Source organism: Microbacterium oleivorans, from assembly GCF_023715745.1.
Taxonomy (GTDB): Bacteria; Actinomycetota; Actinomycetes; order Actinomycetales; family Microbacteriaceae; genus Microbacterium; species Microbacterium oleivorans_D.
Window position 1 is genome coordinate 573,392 of the sequence record NZ_JAMBOV010000001.1, and the last position, 14,455, is coordinate 587,846.

Sequence of the window (14,455 nt, forward strand, 5' to 3'; positions counted from 1 at the left end):
GTGCCGTCGACGATGACAGCCCCCACGACGTATCCCGATCTGGTCGCCGAACTCGAGCGCCGGCGTGCCCACATCGCCCGCGGTGGCCCCGAACGTGCGCGCGAACGCCACATCGCGCGCGGCAAACTGCTCGCGCGGGACCGCATCGACGCGCTCCTCGACGTCGGCAGCCCGTTCCTGGAGGTCGGCGCGCTCGCGGGACTCGACCTCTACGACGACGACTGCCCCGCCGGCGGGGTGGTGGCCGGTGTCGGGCTGATCCACGGCCGGCACGTCATGGTCGTCGCGAACGACGCGACCGTGAAGGGCGGCACGTACTACCCGATCACGGTGAAGAAGCATCTTCGGGCGCAGGAGATCGCCGCCGAGAACCGTCTTGCTTGCGTCTACCTCGTCGACTCGGGCGGTGCTTTCCTGCCGATGCAGGACGAGGTCTTCCCCGACCGCGACCACTTCGGTCGCATCTTCTACAACCAGGCACGGATGTCGCGGGACGGCATCCCGCAGATCGCGGCCGTCCTCGGGTCGTCGACCGCCGGCGGCGCCTATGTCCCGGCGATGAGTGACGAGACGGTCATCGTCCGGAACCAGGGGACGATCTTCCTCGGCGGCCCGCCCCTCGTGAAAGCGGCCACGGGCGAGGTCGTCTCGGCCGAGGACCTGGGGGGCGGCGATCTGCATACGAGGGTCTCGGGCGTCACCGACCACCTCGCCGAGAGCGACGAGCACGCGCTGCAGATCGTCCGCGACATCGTCGCGACGCTCCCTGCGCCCGCGCCGCTGCGGGAGCAGCCCCAACCGGTGACCCCGCCGATCGCAGACCCGGCGACCCTCGTCGACGTCGTCCCCGTCGAGCTGACGACCCCCTACGACGCCCGCGAGATCATCGACCGGATCGTCGACGGCGGCACGTGGCACGAGTTCAAACGCGACTACGGCGACACCCTCGTCACCGGCTTCGCGAGGCTCCACGGGCACCGCGTCGGCGTCGTCGCGAACAACGGCGTGCTGTTCGGGGAGTCGGCCCTCAAGGGTGCGCACTTCATCGAACTGTGCGACCAGCGCGGCATCCCCCTCCTGTTCCTGCAGAACATCACCGGGTTCATGGTCGGGCGCGAGTACGAGTCGAGCGGCATCGCGAAGCACGGCGCGAAGATGGTCAACGCCGTCGCCTGCGCGTCGGTGCCCAAACTCACCGTCGTCGTCGGCGGATCGTTCGGCGCCGGGACCTACTCGATGTGCGGGCGGGCCTACTCGCCGCGCTTCCTCTGGCTCTGGCCCGGGGCGCGGGTCTCCGTCATGGGCGGGCCGCAGGCGGCATCCGTCCTCTCCACCGTGCGCCGCGAGCAGATCGAGGCGGGCGGGGAGGAATGGTCCCCCGAGGAGGAGGCCGCCTTCCAGGCGCCCATCCGCGCGCAGTACGAGGAGCAGGGCAGCCCCTACTACTCGACGGCGCGCCTCTGGGACGACGGCATCCTCGCTCCCGCCGAGACCCGCGACGCGCTGGGTCTCGCCCTCGACGTCTGCCTGCGGGCTCCCTTCGACGCGCCGGGTTACGGCGTCTTCCGGATGTGATGCGCATGTTCTCCACCGTCCTGGTCGCGAACCGCGGCGAGATCGCCTGCCGCGTCATCCGCACGCTGCACGAGCTCGGCATCCGCTCGATCGCCGTCTACAGCGACGCGGATGCCGGTGCCCGCCACGTCGCGCTCGCCGACGAGGCCGTGCGCCTCGGCCCGGCGCCCGCCGCGCAGAGCTACCTGAACATCGACGCGGTCATCGCCGCGGCGCGCTCCACCGGGGCGCAGGCGATCCATCCCGGGTACGGATTCCTCTCGGAGAACACCGCCTTCGCGGCCGCCTGCGAGCAGGCGGGCATCGTCTTCGTCGGGCCGAGTGCCGCGGCGATCCGCACGATGGGCGACAAGATCGCCGCCAAGCACGCCGTCGAGGCGCGCGGCGTTCCGACGGTGCCCGGGGTCGCCCGTGCGGGCATGTCCGACGAGGAGCTCAGGGCGGCGGCGCCCGAGGTCGGATACCCCCTGCTCATCAAGCCCTCCGCGGGCGGCGGCGGCAAGGGCATGCATGTCGTGACGGATGCTGCGGACCTGCCGGTCGCGCTCGCCGCTGCGCGGCGCGAGGCGGGTGCGAGCTTCGGTGACGACACGCTGTTCCTCGAGCGCTACGTGGACACGCCGCGGCACATCGAGGTGCAGGTGCTCGCGGATGCGCACGGGAACGTCGTGCATCTCGGCGAGCGGGAGTGCTCGCTGCAGCGCCGGCACCAGAAGGTGATCGAGGAGGCGCCGTCGCCGCTGCTCGACGACGCGACCCGCGCGCGCATCGGGCAGGCCGCGTGCGAGACGGCGCGGAGCGTCGACTACCGCGGCGCCGGGACCGTCGAGTTCATCGTGGCTGCCGATCGCCCCGACGAGTTCTTCTTCATGGAGATGAACACCCGCCTGCAGGTCGAGCACCCGGTGACGGAAGAGGTGACGGGGGTCGACCTCGTGGCGGCGCAGCTGCGGATCGCGGCGGGGGAGCAGCTCTGGTTCGCCCAGGACGATGTGCGACTGACGGGCCACAGTATCGAGGCGCGTGTGTACGCCGAGGACCCGGCCTCGGGCTTCCTGCCGACGGGTGGGCGCGTGCTGCGTGTCGCGCACCCGGCCGGGCCCGGCATCCGTGTGGACAGCGCCCTCGCCGACGGGCTGGAGGTCTCACTCGACTACGACCCGATGCTCGCGAAGGTCATCGCGACCGGCGCGACCCGAGACGAGGCGCGGCGCCGTCTCGTCGCCGCGCTCGGCGAGACGGCGGTGCTCGGCTTCGAGACGAACGTGCCGTTCCTGCGGGCCCTGCTCGAGCTGCCCGCCGTGGCGGCCGGCGACCTCGACACGGGGCTCATCGCACGCGAGCTCGACGGGCTCGTCGCGGCGGAGGACACGGCCGACGTGTTCGCCGAGGCCGCACTGCTTCTCGATGCCGCTGTGCCTCGCGGTGCCGATCCGTGGCGCCGCGCGGACGCGTGGCGGATGGGCCCGCCCGCTCCGCGGCGGTACCGGCTGGCCTCCGGAGCGCACGAGCGTACGGTCGAGCTCGTCGGCGACGGGGTGACCGTGGACGGTGCGGTGGTGCCGGCATCCGTCCGTCCCGTCGGCGACCGGTTCGCGGTGCGGGTCGGAGATCGCAGCGTGTCGACGGTCGCGGTCGTCCACGGTGACGGTGTGTGGATCGCCGTGGACGGCCGTGCCCGCGAGGTGCGCCGCGTGCGGCTCGACCACCGCCGGGACGCGGACACCTCGGCCGTGCCCGAGCTCGTCTCGCCGATGCCGGGTGTCGTGGTGATGACCTCCGTCGCGGACGGAGCGACGGTGTCGGCCGGAGACGCGGTCGTGGTCGTGGAAGCGATGAAGATGGAGCATGTCGTGAGGGCGGAGGTCGCCGGTACGGTGGCGCTGCGGGTGTCGACGGGTGACAGCGTCGGCCGCGGGCAGACGCTCGCCGTCGTGACCCCCGCAGTCGAGGAGGACGCATGAGCGACACCACGCCGCGCCGGATCGTGCAGCGCGGACTGTATTTCGACGAGCTCGACGAGGGCACCGTCTACGTGCACAGTCCCGGCCGCACCGTGACCGAGGCCGACAACGTGCTGTTCACGACGCTGACGATGAACACGCAGTCGCTGCACCTGGATGCCGCCTGGTCCGAGCAGACCGAGTTCGGCGACCGGCTCGTCAACAGCATGTTCACCCTGTCGACCCTCGTCGGACTGTCGGTCGCACAGCTGACGCAGGGCACGATCGTCGCCAACCTCGGGTTCTCGGAGGTGACCTTCCCCGCTCCGGTGCGCCACGGCGACACGCTCTACGCAGAGACCGTCGTCGCCGCCAAGCGGCAGTCGCGCTCGCGGCCCGGGCAGGGGATCGTCGAATTCGTGCACACGATGCGCAACCAGCACGATCAGGTCGTCGCGACCGCACGTCGCTCGACGCTCATGCGGATGTCACCGGAGGCGTCGGCGTGAGCATCGGACCCGCGATCCTGTTCTGTCCCGCCGACCGCCCCGAGCGGTACGCGAAGGCTCTCGCCGCGGCCGACACGGTGATCCTCGATCTCGAGGACGCCGTCGCACCCGCTGACAAAGCCGGCGCGCGCACGGCGCTCACGGCCGCGGAGGTCGATCTCGAGCGCGTCATCGTGCGGGTGAACCCGGCATCGAGCGATGAGCTCGACCGTGACCTCGAGGCGCTCCGGGGTACCGGATTCCGCAGGCTGATGCTGGCGAAGGCCGAGGAGGCCGAGGAGGTCGACCGGCTCGACGGGCACCGGGTCATCGCGCTGTGCGAGACGCCGCGGGGCGTCGAGAACGCGGGTGCGCTCGCGCGGCATCCGCTCGTCGCCGGACTCATGTGGGGCGCCGAGGACCTCGTCGCCGGGATCGGCGGACGCTCGAGCCGGGCGGCCGACGGACGCTACCGCGACGTCGCGCGGTACGCGCGGTCGCGGGTGCTGATCGCCGCCGCGGCGGCCGGGGTCGACGCGATCGACGCCGTCCACCTCGACATCGCCGACGCGGCAGGGCTCGAGGACGAGGCCAGGGATGCCGCGGCATCCGGATTCGCGGCGACCGCCTGCATCCACCCGTCCCAAGTCGAGGTCATCCGCCGGGCGTACGCCCCGACGTCGGAGGAGCGTGAGTGGGCCGACGCCGTGCTCGACGAGGCGACGCGGCAGCCCGGGGTGTTCCGGTTCCGGGGCCGGATGATCGATGAACCGGTGCTCCGCCAGGCGCGCCGCACCCTCGGACGGTGAGACCGTGACGACGTGGCGCGCGACGCAGAAGGCGAACCGCCGCGCCGAGCTGATGGCCTCGGCGGCACGGCTGTTCGCCGAGCGAGGGTTCGCCGCCGTCTCGACCGCCGACCTCGGCGATGCCGTCGGGATGAGCGGACCGGCCCTGTACCGTCACTTCGCGAGCAAGGAGGCCCTCCTGTGCGATCTCCTGCTCGACGCGAGCGAGCGGCTGCTCGAGGGCGGGCGTGCGCTGACCGCTTCCGGCGAGGACGCACGTGAGGTCTTCGAGGCGCTCATCGCGTTCCACCTCGAGTTCGCCACGGCCGACGCCGACGTCATCAGGGTGCAGGACCGGGAGCTCGCCAACCTCCCCGCCGACGTGAACCAGCGCGTGCGGCGCCTGCAGCGCGAGTACGTGCAGGAGTGGGATCGGCCGCTCGCCGCCCTCCGGCCCGACCTGAGCGCACCCGAGCGCGAGACGCGCCTGCTCGCCGCCTTCGGCCTCCTGAACTCGACCCCCCATTCGGCCGCTCCCAGCGGGGACCGGGCCGGTGGCATCCTGGCCGGCATGGCGCGACGCGCGCTGCTGGAGGACTGACCGCGGTGGCGGTGACAGGATGAGGGGATGCCGCACACCATCGTCCTCACCGGTGCCGGATCGGGCATCGGGCAGCTCCTCGCCCAGCGCCTGAGCGAGCGCGGTGACCGCCTGGTCCTCGTCGCACGCGACGCCTCGCGAGCCGAGGATCTCGCCGCCGAGCACGCGGGAGCGGCGACGATCGTCGCCGACCTCGCGCACCCGGAATCGCTCGCGGCGGCGGTCGCGGCATCCGATCTGCCCGACGAGATCGATGCGATCGTGCACGCCGCGGGGATCGTGGACCTCGGGCACGTGGCAGACCTCACGGTGTCGTCCTGGCAGGACCAGCTCGCAGTGAACCTCGTCGCCCCCGCCGAGCTCACGCGGCTGCTGCTGCCGCGGGTGCGCGCCGCGCGCGGGCAGGTGCTGTTCGTCAACTCCGGCGCCGGCCTCACCGCCCACCCGCAGTGGGCCGCGTACGCCGCCTCGAAGCACGGCCTGAAGGCCCTCGCGGACGCGCTGCGCGGAGAGGAAGCCGCACGCGGTATCCGCGTCACCACCGTCTACCCCGGCCGTACCGCGACGCCGATGCAGGCCCAGGTGCACGCGCAGGAGGGTGCTCCGTACGACGCGGATGCCTGGATCCAGCCGGCATCCGTCGTCACCGCCGTACTCACCGCTCTCGACCTGCCCCGCGACGCCGCCATCACCGACCTGTCCGTCAAGCCCGGGCCCCGCTGACCGTCACCTCGCGCCCCGGCCTCCTGACCCGGCGTACCGTCCTCAGTCCCGCCTGCCGGGCGACCGCGACCGGGGATGGGGAACAGCGCCGTGAACACTACGACCGCAAATCCCGTCGCGCGCGGCCGTCGGCGAGGATGAAGTGCCCGGCACACCCGGCCGGGCACCGCTGACGTTCGCCGAGGAACGGGAGTGACGATGAAGCCGCGACGGTCGTGGAGTATCGCCGGTCGCATCTTCGGCATCCAGATGGGCGCCGTGCTGTGCGCGCTCGGACTCCTGGTCACGGTGCTCGCCTTCGAAGCGCAGTGGGATGCCGAGACCGAGGCGCGCGACCGGAGCCTCGCCGTCAGCCGGATGCTGGCGACCTACCCGTCCGTGACCGCGGGGCTGCGCGACGAGGATCCGACCGCCGTCCTGCAGCCCATCGCCCTGTCGACGATGGATGCCTCGGGTGTCGACTTCGTCACGATCATGTCGCCCGACGGCATCCGCTTCACCCACCCCGACCCGGAGCGCATCGGCGGCACCTTCCTCGGCACGATCAGCGCCGCGCGGCGCGGCGAGACGATCACCGAGACCTTCACGGGGACGCTCGGGCCGTCGGTGCGCGCCGTCGTCCCGGTGACCGCCGACGGCGAGCTCATCGGGATCGTGTCGGCCGGTGTGACCACCCGCCAGATCTCGGACGCGGTCCTGCCGCGGATGCCCGCGATTCTCCTGCTCGCCCTCGTCTTCGTCGCCATCGGGACGGTCGCGGCGGCCCTCACCCGCCGGGTCGTCCGCCGGGTCGCGGGCGACCTCGCGCCGGAGCGCGTGAAGAGCATGGTGTCTTTCTACGAATCGGTCCTGCACTCCGTGCGGGAGGGCGTCGTCCTCACCGACGGCCGCGGGCGCATCGTGCTGTACAACGACGAAGCCGCGGATCTGCTCGGCCTGCCGCCGTCGACCGGCGAGGGATTGGCAGAGGGATTGGATGCCGCGGACGCCGGCGTCCCGCCGGAGATCGCCCGGCTGCTGGCCACCGGTGAACGCGCCGTCGAGGAGGTGCACGTGGGCGTCGATCGCGTCCTGCTGGTGAACCAGGAGAAGACGGGGGACCCGGCCGCTCCCGGCGCCGTCATGACGCTCCGCGACCAGAGTGTGCTGACCGAGCTGACAGGCGAGCTCGACGCCGTGCGGACGATGAGCGACGCGCTGCGCTCCCGCACCCATGAGCACTCGAACGTCCTGCACACGATCGTGGGTCTGCTCGAAGCGGGCCGGGTCGACGAGGCGATCGACTTCATCGAGGAGTCCAGCCAGGCGAGCCAGGACCTGACGGATCAGATCGTCGGCGCCCAGGGAGAGCCGGTCCTCTCCGCGTTGCTGCTCGGGAAGTCCGCGACCGCCCACGAGCTCGGCATCGAGTTCTCGGTGTCCATGCCCGACAGCCTCGTCCTCCCGCTCACCCCCACCGAACTCGTCTCGATCGTCGGCAATCTCGTGGACAACGCGTTCGAGGCCGCCCGCGAGGGCGAGGACCCGTGGGTCTCGGTGACCTGCCGCATCGTCGGCGACACCGCCGAGATCCTCGTCAGCGACAGCGGACCGGGGCCGCACAGCGACGAGGTGTTCAAGCTCGGCGTCTCGACCAAGCCCGGACCGGGCCGCGGCATCGGGCTCGCGCTGGTGCGCTCCATCGTCGACGGTCGAGGCGGCGAGGTCGGGTTCCTGCCGGGGGCGCCCGCAACGGCGTACGTGCGCCTCCCCGGGGTCGATGCGGCGGTCCGGTCGTGATCCGGACGGTGGTGGTCGACGACGACCCCCGCGCCCTCGCGACGCACACCGGCTACCTCGAGCGTCTCGAGGAGTTCGAGGTGGTCGCCGTCGCCGACTCGGTCACCTCGGCACGGGAGACGATCACGGCTCATCACGACGCCGGAGCGGGCGTCGATCTCGTGCTGCTGGATCTGACGCTCCCCGACGGGCACGGGACGGATGTCACACGCTTCCTGCGCTCCCGCGAGATCGACGTCGACTTCATCGCCGTCACGGGTGATCGCAGCGTCGACGCGGTGCGTCGGTGCCTGGCTCTCGGCGCCGTCCAGTACCTCATCAAGCCCTTCGGCTTCCGCACCTTCCACGACCGGATGGACGCCTACCTCCGCTATCGGCGGGGGAGCGTCGCGATCGACGAGCGCGCGTCGACGCAGGACGAGATCGACTCGCTGCTGTCGCTGCGTCAGGTGCGCACCTCGGTGCTGCCGAAAGGGCTCACCCGCACCACGTACGGCGTCATCGTCGAGCAGGTGCGGCGGGCCGGCCGCCCCATGTCGGCTGCGGAGGTCGGCGAGGCGTGCGCGGTGTCGCGGGTGACCGCCCGCCGGTATCTCGAATACCTCGCCGACCTCGGCCTCTGCGTCCGGATGCAGCGACCGGCGGGACGCGGCCGACCCGAGATCGACTACGCCTGGAGCGGATGACATACGGCCCCGCCGCCCCGAGAGGGGGCGGCGGGGCCGTATCCGTCCGTGTCACTCGGCGTCGGCGAAGATCACCTGACGACGCTTGCGCATCTTCGGCAACGCCGCGACGATCAGGATGACGACGGTCACCGCCAGCAGCGACCCCGAGATCGGTCGCGTGACGAACTCGGTGACGTCGCCCTGGGCGAGGATTATCGCCCGCCGGAAGTTGCGCTCCAGCAGCGGGCCGAGCACGAAGCCCAGCAGCAGCGGCGCCGGCTCGCAGCCCGCCTGCAGCAGGACGAAGCCGAGCAGGCCGAACACCGCGACCATGAGCACGTCGTACGGGTTGCCGCTGAGCGAGAACGTCCCGATGGCGGCGAACAGCACGATCGCCGGGAACAGCGCCCAGTACGGCACCCGCAGCATCCGCACCCAGATCCCGATGAGCGGCAGGTTCAGCGCCACGAGCAGCAGGTTGCCTACCCACATCGAGGCGATGAGGCCCCAGAACAGCACCGGCTCGGTCTGCATCACGGTAGGACCCGGCTGGATGCCCTGGATGATGAAGGCCGCCAGGATGAGGGCCATGACCGGGTGAGCGGGGATGCCGAGGGTCAGCAGCGGGATGAACGAGGTCTGTGCCGCTGCGTTGTTGGCCGACTCCGGCCCCGCGACCCCCGCGATGGCGCCCCTGCCGAAGGTCCACGGCTTGCGAGAGATCTTCTTCTCCAGCGCGTACGACGCGAACGAGGCGAGGATGTGACCGCCGCCGGGGAGGACGCCGAGCCCCGATCCGAGCGCGGTGCCGCGGATCGTCGGGCCGATCATCGCCCGCCGGTCCTCCCGGTTCGGCCACAGGCGCGACAGCTTGGCGAGCACCGGGTTGCGCGATTCGGGGTTGGCGAGGTTGCGCAGGATCTCGGCGATGCCGAAGATGCCGACGGCGAGCGAGACGAAGTCCAGTCCGCCGTCCAGTTCACGGATGCCGAAGGTGAATCGGGCGTCACCCGTGAAGCTGTCCTGCCCGACGGTCGACAGCAGGATACCGAGCACGATCATCCCGAGTGCCTTCAGCGTCGAGCCGCTCGCCAGGGAGATCGACGCGATGAGCCCGAGCACGACGAGCGCGAAGTACTCGAACGCGCCGAAGCTCAGGGCGACCTGCGCGAGGGGCGGGGCGGCGAGGGCGAGGATGACGGTGGCCACCGTCCCCGCCGCGAACGACGACAGCGCGGCGACCGCGAGGGCGGTGCCCGCCTTTCCCATCCTTGCGAGCTTGTGGCCGTCGATCGCGGTCACCGCAGAGGACGATTCGCCTGGCAGGTTGATGAGGATGGCCGTCGTCGATCCGCCGTATTGGGCGCCGTAGTAGATGCCCGCGAGCATGATGATCGCCGTGACAGGCTCGCCGAAGGCGAAGGTCAGCGGCAGGAGCATCGCGACGGTCGCCGTCGGGCCGATGCCCGGCAGCACGCCCACCGCTGTCCCGAGGGCGACGCCGAGCAGGCAGAACAGCAGGTTCTCCCACTGCAGCGCGGTCGACAGGCCGAGGGCGAGGTTGTCCAGGATCTCCATCTCAGCCTCCGATCCAGGGTCCGATGGCGTCGACGTTCAGGCGCAGCAGCAGGATGAAGACCACCCAGCTGAGCGCCGCCATGACGACACCCGTGAGCAGTGCCTGCTTCCAGGTCGTCTCGACGCGCGCGAAGGAGACACCGACGACGGCGATGAACGAGGTCAGCACGAGTCCGAGCCCCTCCACGCAGATGGTGAAGAAGAGGATGGTCGCCGTCACGATCAGCAGCGGACGCCACGGGATGCGGCCGAACCCGAGCGGCGGGCCCTGCTCGACGTCGCCGACGACGGGCACCGGACGGGTGACGAAGGGAACGCCCTCCGCCTGCGACGCCTTCGCTGCGGCGAGCTTGTCGAGTGTCGAGTCCTCGGCCAGCTGCTCCTCCGTCGCCGGCTCCTCGACGAAGGTCTCCTCACGGCTGGGGGCGACGACGGCGCGGACGATGACGGCGACGCCCAGCATGATGAGCAGGACGGCGACCCCGAGCGGGAAGGCGGCGGGACCCATCGCGAGCGGGGTTCCGATGTCGTAGGCGAACGACGAGACGGCGAAGGCCGCACCGATGCCCGCGAACACGAGACCTCCCACGAGGTCGGCGGAGGAGAAGGGGAAGCCCCCGGGGAACGGGCGGTGCCCGCTCCCCGGGGTGTCCTCGACGATGTCAGCCCTCCTGTCCGAGGAGGCCGCCCCACAGGGCGATCTGGTCGTCGAGCTGCGTCGCGAGCGTGGCGGGCGAGGCCTGCTCGGCGGTCACCGGCGAGGTGCCGAGCTCCTCGAACTGCGTGCCGACCTCTTCGTTGCCGAGCGCGGTGATGAGCGCCTCGTTGAGGATCGTGACGACCTCCTCGGGCGTCCCCGCGGGCGCGTAGAGTCCGTGCCAGATGCTGACCTCGACGTCCGGGAGCCCTGCTTCGGCGGTCGTCGGGATCTCGGGGAGCACGGCCACCCGCTCGGGGACGGTGACCGCGTAGGCCTCGACGGATCCGGCGAGGATCTGGCTGGCGGAGTTGGTGGTCTGGTCGCACAGCAGGTCGACCTGCCCGCCGAGCAGGTCGGCCATGGCGGGGCCGGTGCCGTCGTAGGGGACTTCGGTCAGTTCGACACCGAGGGCGTCCTGCAGAAGCGTGCCGCACAGGTGCGAGGCCGAACCGACGCCGGCGTGGGCGAGGGTGACCGAGCCCTGGTTGTCCTCGATGTAGGAGACGAGCTCGTCGAGGTCTGCGGGGCCGAGTCCTGACCGCGACAGGATCGCCATAGGGACCTCGGTGACGAGACCGATCGGCTCGAAGTCCTCGACCGGGTCGAAGTTGAGGTCGGGGTAGAGGGCCGGTGCGGTGGACATGCCGATGTGGTGGAGCAGGAGTGTGTACCCGTCGGGGTCTGCGGTGGAGGCCTCGCCGGCGCCGACGGTGCCGCCCGCGCCCTCGACGTTGTCGACGACGACCTGAACGCCGAGTTCCTCGCCGAGCGGCTCGGCCAGGATGCGGGTGACGGTGTCGGTGGGGCCGCCGGCGGCGAACGGCACGATGACGTCGATCGTGTCATCGGGGAAGTTCGCGCCGCCTTCGCCGCCCCCTCCTCCCGATCCGGACGAGCTGCAGGCCGCGAGGGCCAGGCAGAGGGTGGCGCCCACGGCGAGGGTGGAGAGAGGTCGGATGAGTCGCATGCTGTGTCCTTCGATCGTCGTCGATGTCGGGTGGATGCCGGGCGTCTTCGCCGCGACGACTCATGATGGGAACGCCGATGAGCGCCCGACAAGGCGCGGCGCGTGACCACTGTGAACACAAACCGAACCGCCGCAGGATCGCGGTGAACACTGTGAACGCAAGTCCGCTCCGGCGGGCGGAGCCGGCGTCTCAGGTGACGGGCTTCGGGTTCGCGAGGAGGCCTTCGAAGACGGCCTCCGCCGCGCCGATCAGCAGACGGTGTTCCGCGAGCCCGGCCGGGAGGATGCGCAGTTCCTCGCCGCAGGCGGGCATCGCCTGCGCGCGGACGGCTGTCTCGAGCGCGGCGACGTCGAGCCCCGCCAGCACGGAGAGGAACCCGCCGAGCACGACAGCGGACGGGTTCAGGACGTTGACGGCGTTGGCGAGCGCCGTGGCGAGGATGCGGCGCTGCCGCTCGACCTCCCCGGCGACCGACGGCGTGTCGAGCTGCGCCGCGAGCGCCTCGCCGAGCTCGCGGTCGTCGCCGCGGTTCAGCCCCACGACCGACAGCAGCCGGGCTCGGCTGACCTCGTCCTCGAGCACGCCGTCGCGCGCCCGCCGGTCGGCGAGGGTCGCGATGCCGGGGCGGTTCTGCCCGAACTCCCCGGCGTAGCCGCCGGCGCCGAGCACCGGCATCCCGTTCACGATGATGCCGCCGCCGATGCCGCTCGCACCGCCGTTGAGGTAGACGGCGTGGTCGATGCCGCTCGCGGCGCCGAAGAGGTGCTCGGCGACGGTGCCGAGCGTCGCATCGTTTCCGACGACGACGGGGATGCCGGTGGCCGCCGCGACGACGTCGCGCAGAGGCGCGTCGACCCAGCCGAGGTGGGGCGCGTCGCGCACCAGGCCGTCCTCGACCCGGACGAGCCCCGGGACGGCGAGTCCGACGCCGAGGATGCGGGCGCCCGCCAGCTCCGCCCGGCGCCAGGAGGCGATCTGCGCCGCGACGAGCTCGGCGGTGGCCGTGGGAGTGAGCAGCCGATCCTGCGGCAGGACGACCACCGCGCGGATGTCGCGGTCGAGGCCGACCGCGGCGATCTCGAGCGCGTCGACCTCGGGGTTGACGGCGATCGCGACGACGGCGGGGTCGACGCAGACGACGGGGGAGGGGCGACCGACGCGGTGCGACGGATCGGGGGCCCGCTCGGTGACCAGGCCGAAGGACGCGAGCGTCGCCACGAGATCGGCGACGGTGGAGCGGTTCAGCCCGGTCGACTCGGTCAGGGCGGACCGGGACTGCGGGCCCTCGCGGTGAACGATGCCGAGGATGCTGCCGAGGTTGGCCCGCCGGACGGATTCGACGGTTCGCCCTTGCTCGGTCACGGACCCACCATAGTCACCAAAGGGGTTTGTCGCGGCGACGCGCCTGGTATACGTTGTTGCCAACAACAATTATCTGGTTCGCGAAGGAGCGACATGGTCACCCCCACCCCCGCAGACAAGTTCAGCTTCGGCCTGTGGACCGTCGGCTACAACGGCACCGACCCCTTCGGCGGACCGACGCGACCGCCGCTCGACACTGTCCACGCGGTCGAGAAGCTCTCCGAGCTCGGCGCGTACGGCCTCACCTTCCACGACGACGACCTCTTCGCCTTCGGCTCGAGCGACGCCGAGCGTCAGCGCGAGATCGACCGCCTGAAGGGCGCGCTCGAGTCCACGGGCATGATCATCCCGATGGTGACGACGAACCTCTTCAGCGCACCCGTGTTCAAGGACGGCGGCTTCACGGCCAACGACCGCGGCGTCCGGCGCTTCGCACTGCGCAAGGTGTTCCGCCAGCTCGACCTCGGCGCCGAGCTCGGCGCGAAGACCTTCGTCATGTGGGGCGGCCGCGAGGGCGCCGAGTACGACTCCGCGAAGGACATCCGCCAGGCGCTCGAGCGCTACCGCGAGGCCGTGAACCTCCTCGGCCAGTACGTCGTGGACAAGGGCTACGACATCCGCTTCGCGATCGAGCCGAAGCCGAACGAGCCGCGTGGCGACATCCTGCTGCCGACGCTCGGCCACGCGATCGCCTTCATCGACTCGCTCGAGCGGCCCGAGCTCGTGGGCCTGAACCCCGAGGTCGGTCACGAGCAGATGGCGGGCCTGAACTTCGCCGCCGGCATCGCCCAGGCGCTGTACCACGGCAAGCTCTTCCACATCGACCTCAACGGGCAGCGCGGCATCAAGTACGACCAGGACCTCGTGTTCGGCCACGGCGACCTGCACAACGCATTCGCGCTCGTCGACCTGCTCGAGAACGGCGGCCCCGGCGGCGTCCCCGCCTACGAGGGCCCGCGTCACTTCGACTACAAGCCGAGCCGCACCGAGGACGAGACCGGCGTCTGGGAGTCCGCAGCCGCGAACATGCGCACCTACCTGCTGCTCAAGGAGCGGGCGCAGGCGTTCCGCGCCGACCCCGAGGTGCAGGAGGCGCTCGCCGCCGCCAAGGTCGACGAGCTCTCGACGCCGACCCTGAACCCGGGCGAGACGTACGAGGACTTCCTCGCCGACCGCTCCGCGTACGAGGACTTCGACCCGAGCGTCTACCTCGGCGGCAAGGGCGGCGGCTTCGTGCGCCTGCAGCAGCTGGCGACCGAGCACCTGCTGGGCGCACGCTGAC

General features: G+C 71.4%; 13 protein-coding genes. 9 read left to right on the top strand and 4 right to left on the bottom strand.

What is annotated here, in order from left to right; all coding sequences use genetic code 11:
• Positions 1 to 12: 12 nt before the first annotated feature.
• From M3190_RS02710 to M3190_RS02745, 8 genes are all read left to right on the top strand, one after another.
• Positions 13 to 1,575 (top strand): carboxyl transferase domain-containing protein, encoded by a 1,563-nt coding sequence (locus M3190_RS02710; RefSeq protein WP_251578057.1) that lies wholly within the window; start codon positions 13 to 15, stop codon positions 1,573 to 1,575.
• On the top strand, positions 1,575 to 3,539 hold the full coding sequence (locus tag M3190_RS02715) for an acetyl-CoA carboxylase biotin carboxylase subunit (RefSeq protein ID WP_251578059.1): 1,965 nt from the start codon (positions 1,575 to 1,577) through the stop codon (positions 3,537 to 3,539). Before M3190_RS02710 ends, M3190_RS02715 begins: the two co-directional genes overlap by 1 nt.
• Positions 3,536 to 4,027 carry a MaoC family dehydratase gene (locus M3190_RS02720; RefSeq protein WP_251578060.1) on the top strand — a complete coding sequence of 164 codons (492 nt, stop codon included), beginning with the start codon at positions 3,536 to 3,538 and terminating at the stop codon, positions 4,025 to 4,027. Before M3190_RS02715 ends, M3190_RS02720 begins: the two co-directional genes overlap by 4 nt.
• Entirely contained in the window at positions 4,024 to 4,815 is a 792-nt protein-coding gene (locus M3190_RS02725; protein WP_251578062.1) for an HpcH/HpaI aldolase/citrate lyase family protein, read from the top strand. Before M3190_RS02720 ends, M3190_RS02725 begins: the two co-directional genes overlap by 4 nt.
• Before the next feature lie 4 nt (positions 4,816 to 4,819).
• Positions 4,820 to 5,395: a TetR/AcrR family transcriptional regulator gene (locus M3190_RS02730; RefSeq protein WP_251578064.1), complete on the top strand. Its 576-nt coding sequence runs from the start codon at positions 4,820 to 4,822 to the stop codon at positions 5,393 to 5,395.
• 27 nt (positions 5,396 to 5,422) lie between these two features.
• Positions 5,423 to 6,118: an SDR family oxidoreductase gene (locus M3190_RS02735; RefSeq protein ID WP_251578066.1), complete on the top strand. Its 696-nt coding sequence runs from the start codon at positions 5,423 to 5,425 to the stop codon at positions 6,116 to 6,118.
• A 198-nt stretch (positions 6,119 to 6,316) separates the two neighbouring features.
• Positions 6,317 to 7,897, top strand: coding sequence for a sensor histidine kinase (locus tag M3190_RS02740; protein WP_251578985.1), 1,581 nt, complete (start codon positions 6,317 to 6,319; stop codon positions 7,895 to 7,897).
• Positions 7,894 to 8,583, top strand: a complete 690-nt coding sequence (locus M3190_RS02745) for a response regulator (RefSeq protein WP_251578068.1) — start codon at positions 7,894 to 7,896, stop codon at positions 8,581 to 8,583. The genes M3190_RS02740 and M3190_RS02745 overlap by 4 nt, the downstream gene beginning before the upstream one ends.
• A gap of 51 nt (positions 8,584 to 8,634) precedes the next feature.
• Here M3190_RS02745 and M3190_RS02750 read toward each other — a convergent pair whose 3' ends face one another.
• The 4 genes from M3190_RS02750 to M3190_RS02765 form a co-directional block, all read right to left on the bottom strand.
• On the bottom strand, positions 8,635 to 10,143 hold the full coding sequence (locus tag M3190_RS02750) for a tripartite tricarboxylate transporter permease (RefSeq protein WP_251578070.1): 1,509 nt from the start codon (positions 10,141 to 10,143) through the stop codon (positions 8,635 to 8,637).
• A gap of 1 nt (position 10,144) precedes the next feature.
• Complete coding sequence (locus M3190_RS02755) at positions 10,145 to 10,720, bottom strand: tripartite tricarboxylate transporter TctB family protein (RefSeq protein WP_251578072.1); 576 nt, start codon at positions 10,718 to 10,720, stop codon at positions 10,145 to 10,147.
• An 85-nt stretch (positions 10,721 to 10,805) separates the two neighbouring features.
• Positions 10,806 to 11,810, bottom strand: coding sequence for a tripartite tricarboxylate transporter substrate-binding protein (locus M3190_RS02760; RefSeq protein WP_251578074.1), 1,005 nt, complete (start codon positions 11,808 to 11,810; stop codon positions 10,806 to 10,808).
• A gap of 190 nt (positions 11,811 to 12,000) precedes the next feature.
• On the bottom strand, positions 12,001 to 13,173 hold the full coding sequence (locus M3190_RS02765) for an ROK family transcriptional regulator (protein WP_251578076.1): 1,173 nt from the start codon (positions 13,171 to 13,173) through the stop codon (positions 12,001 to 12,003).
• Positions 13,174 to 13,266: 93 nt separating this feature from the next.
• Between M3190_RS02765 and xylA the strand changes: the two genes are divergently transcribed.
• Positions 13,267 to 14,454 carry a xylose isomerase gene (xylA, locus tag M3190_RS02770; protein ID WP_251578078.1) on the top strand — a complete coding sequence of 396 codons (1,188 nt, stop codon included), beginning with the start codon at positions 13,267 to 13,269 and terminating at the stop codon, positions 14,452 to 14,454.
• The last annotated feature ends 1 nt before the right edge of the window (position 14,455 follow it).

Coding starts and splice junctions, on each gene's coding strand:
- M3190_RS02720 (WP_251578060.1), top strand. CDS start 3,536: ATGAGCGACACCACGCCGCGCCGGATCGTGCAGCGCGGACTGTATTTC.
- M3190_RS02735 (WP_251578066.1), top strand. CDS start 5,423: ATGCCGCACACCATCGTCCTCACCGGTGCCGGATCGGGCATCGGGCAG.
- M3190_RS02740 (WP_251578985.1), top strand. CDS start 6,317: ATGAAGCCGCGACGGTCGTGGAGTATCGCCGGTCGCATCTTCGGCATC.
- M3190_RS02760 (WP_251578074.1), bottom strand. CDS start 11,810: ATGCGACTCATCCGACCTCTCTCCACCCTCGCCGTGGGCGCCACCCTC.
- M3190_RS02710 (WP_251578057.1), top strand. CDS start 13: ATGACAGCCCCCACGACGTATCCCGATCTGGTCGCCGAACTCGAGCGC.
- M3190_RS02750 (WP_251578070.1), bottom strand. CDS start 10,143: ATGGAGATCCTGGACAACCTCGCCCTCGGCCTGTCGACCGCGCTGCAG.
- M3190_RS02715 (WP_251578059.1), top strand. CDS start 1,575: ATGCGCATGTTCTCCACCGTCCTGGTCGCGAACCGCGGCGAGATCGCC.
- xylA (WP_251578078.1), top strand. CDS start 13,267: ATGGTCACCCCCACCCCCGCAGACAAGTTCAGCTTCGGCCTGTGGACC.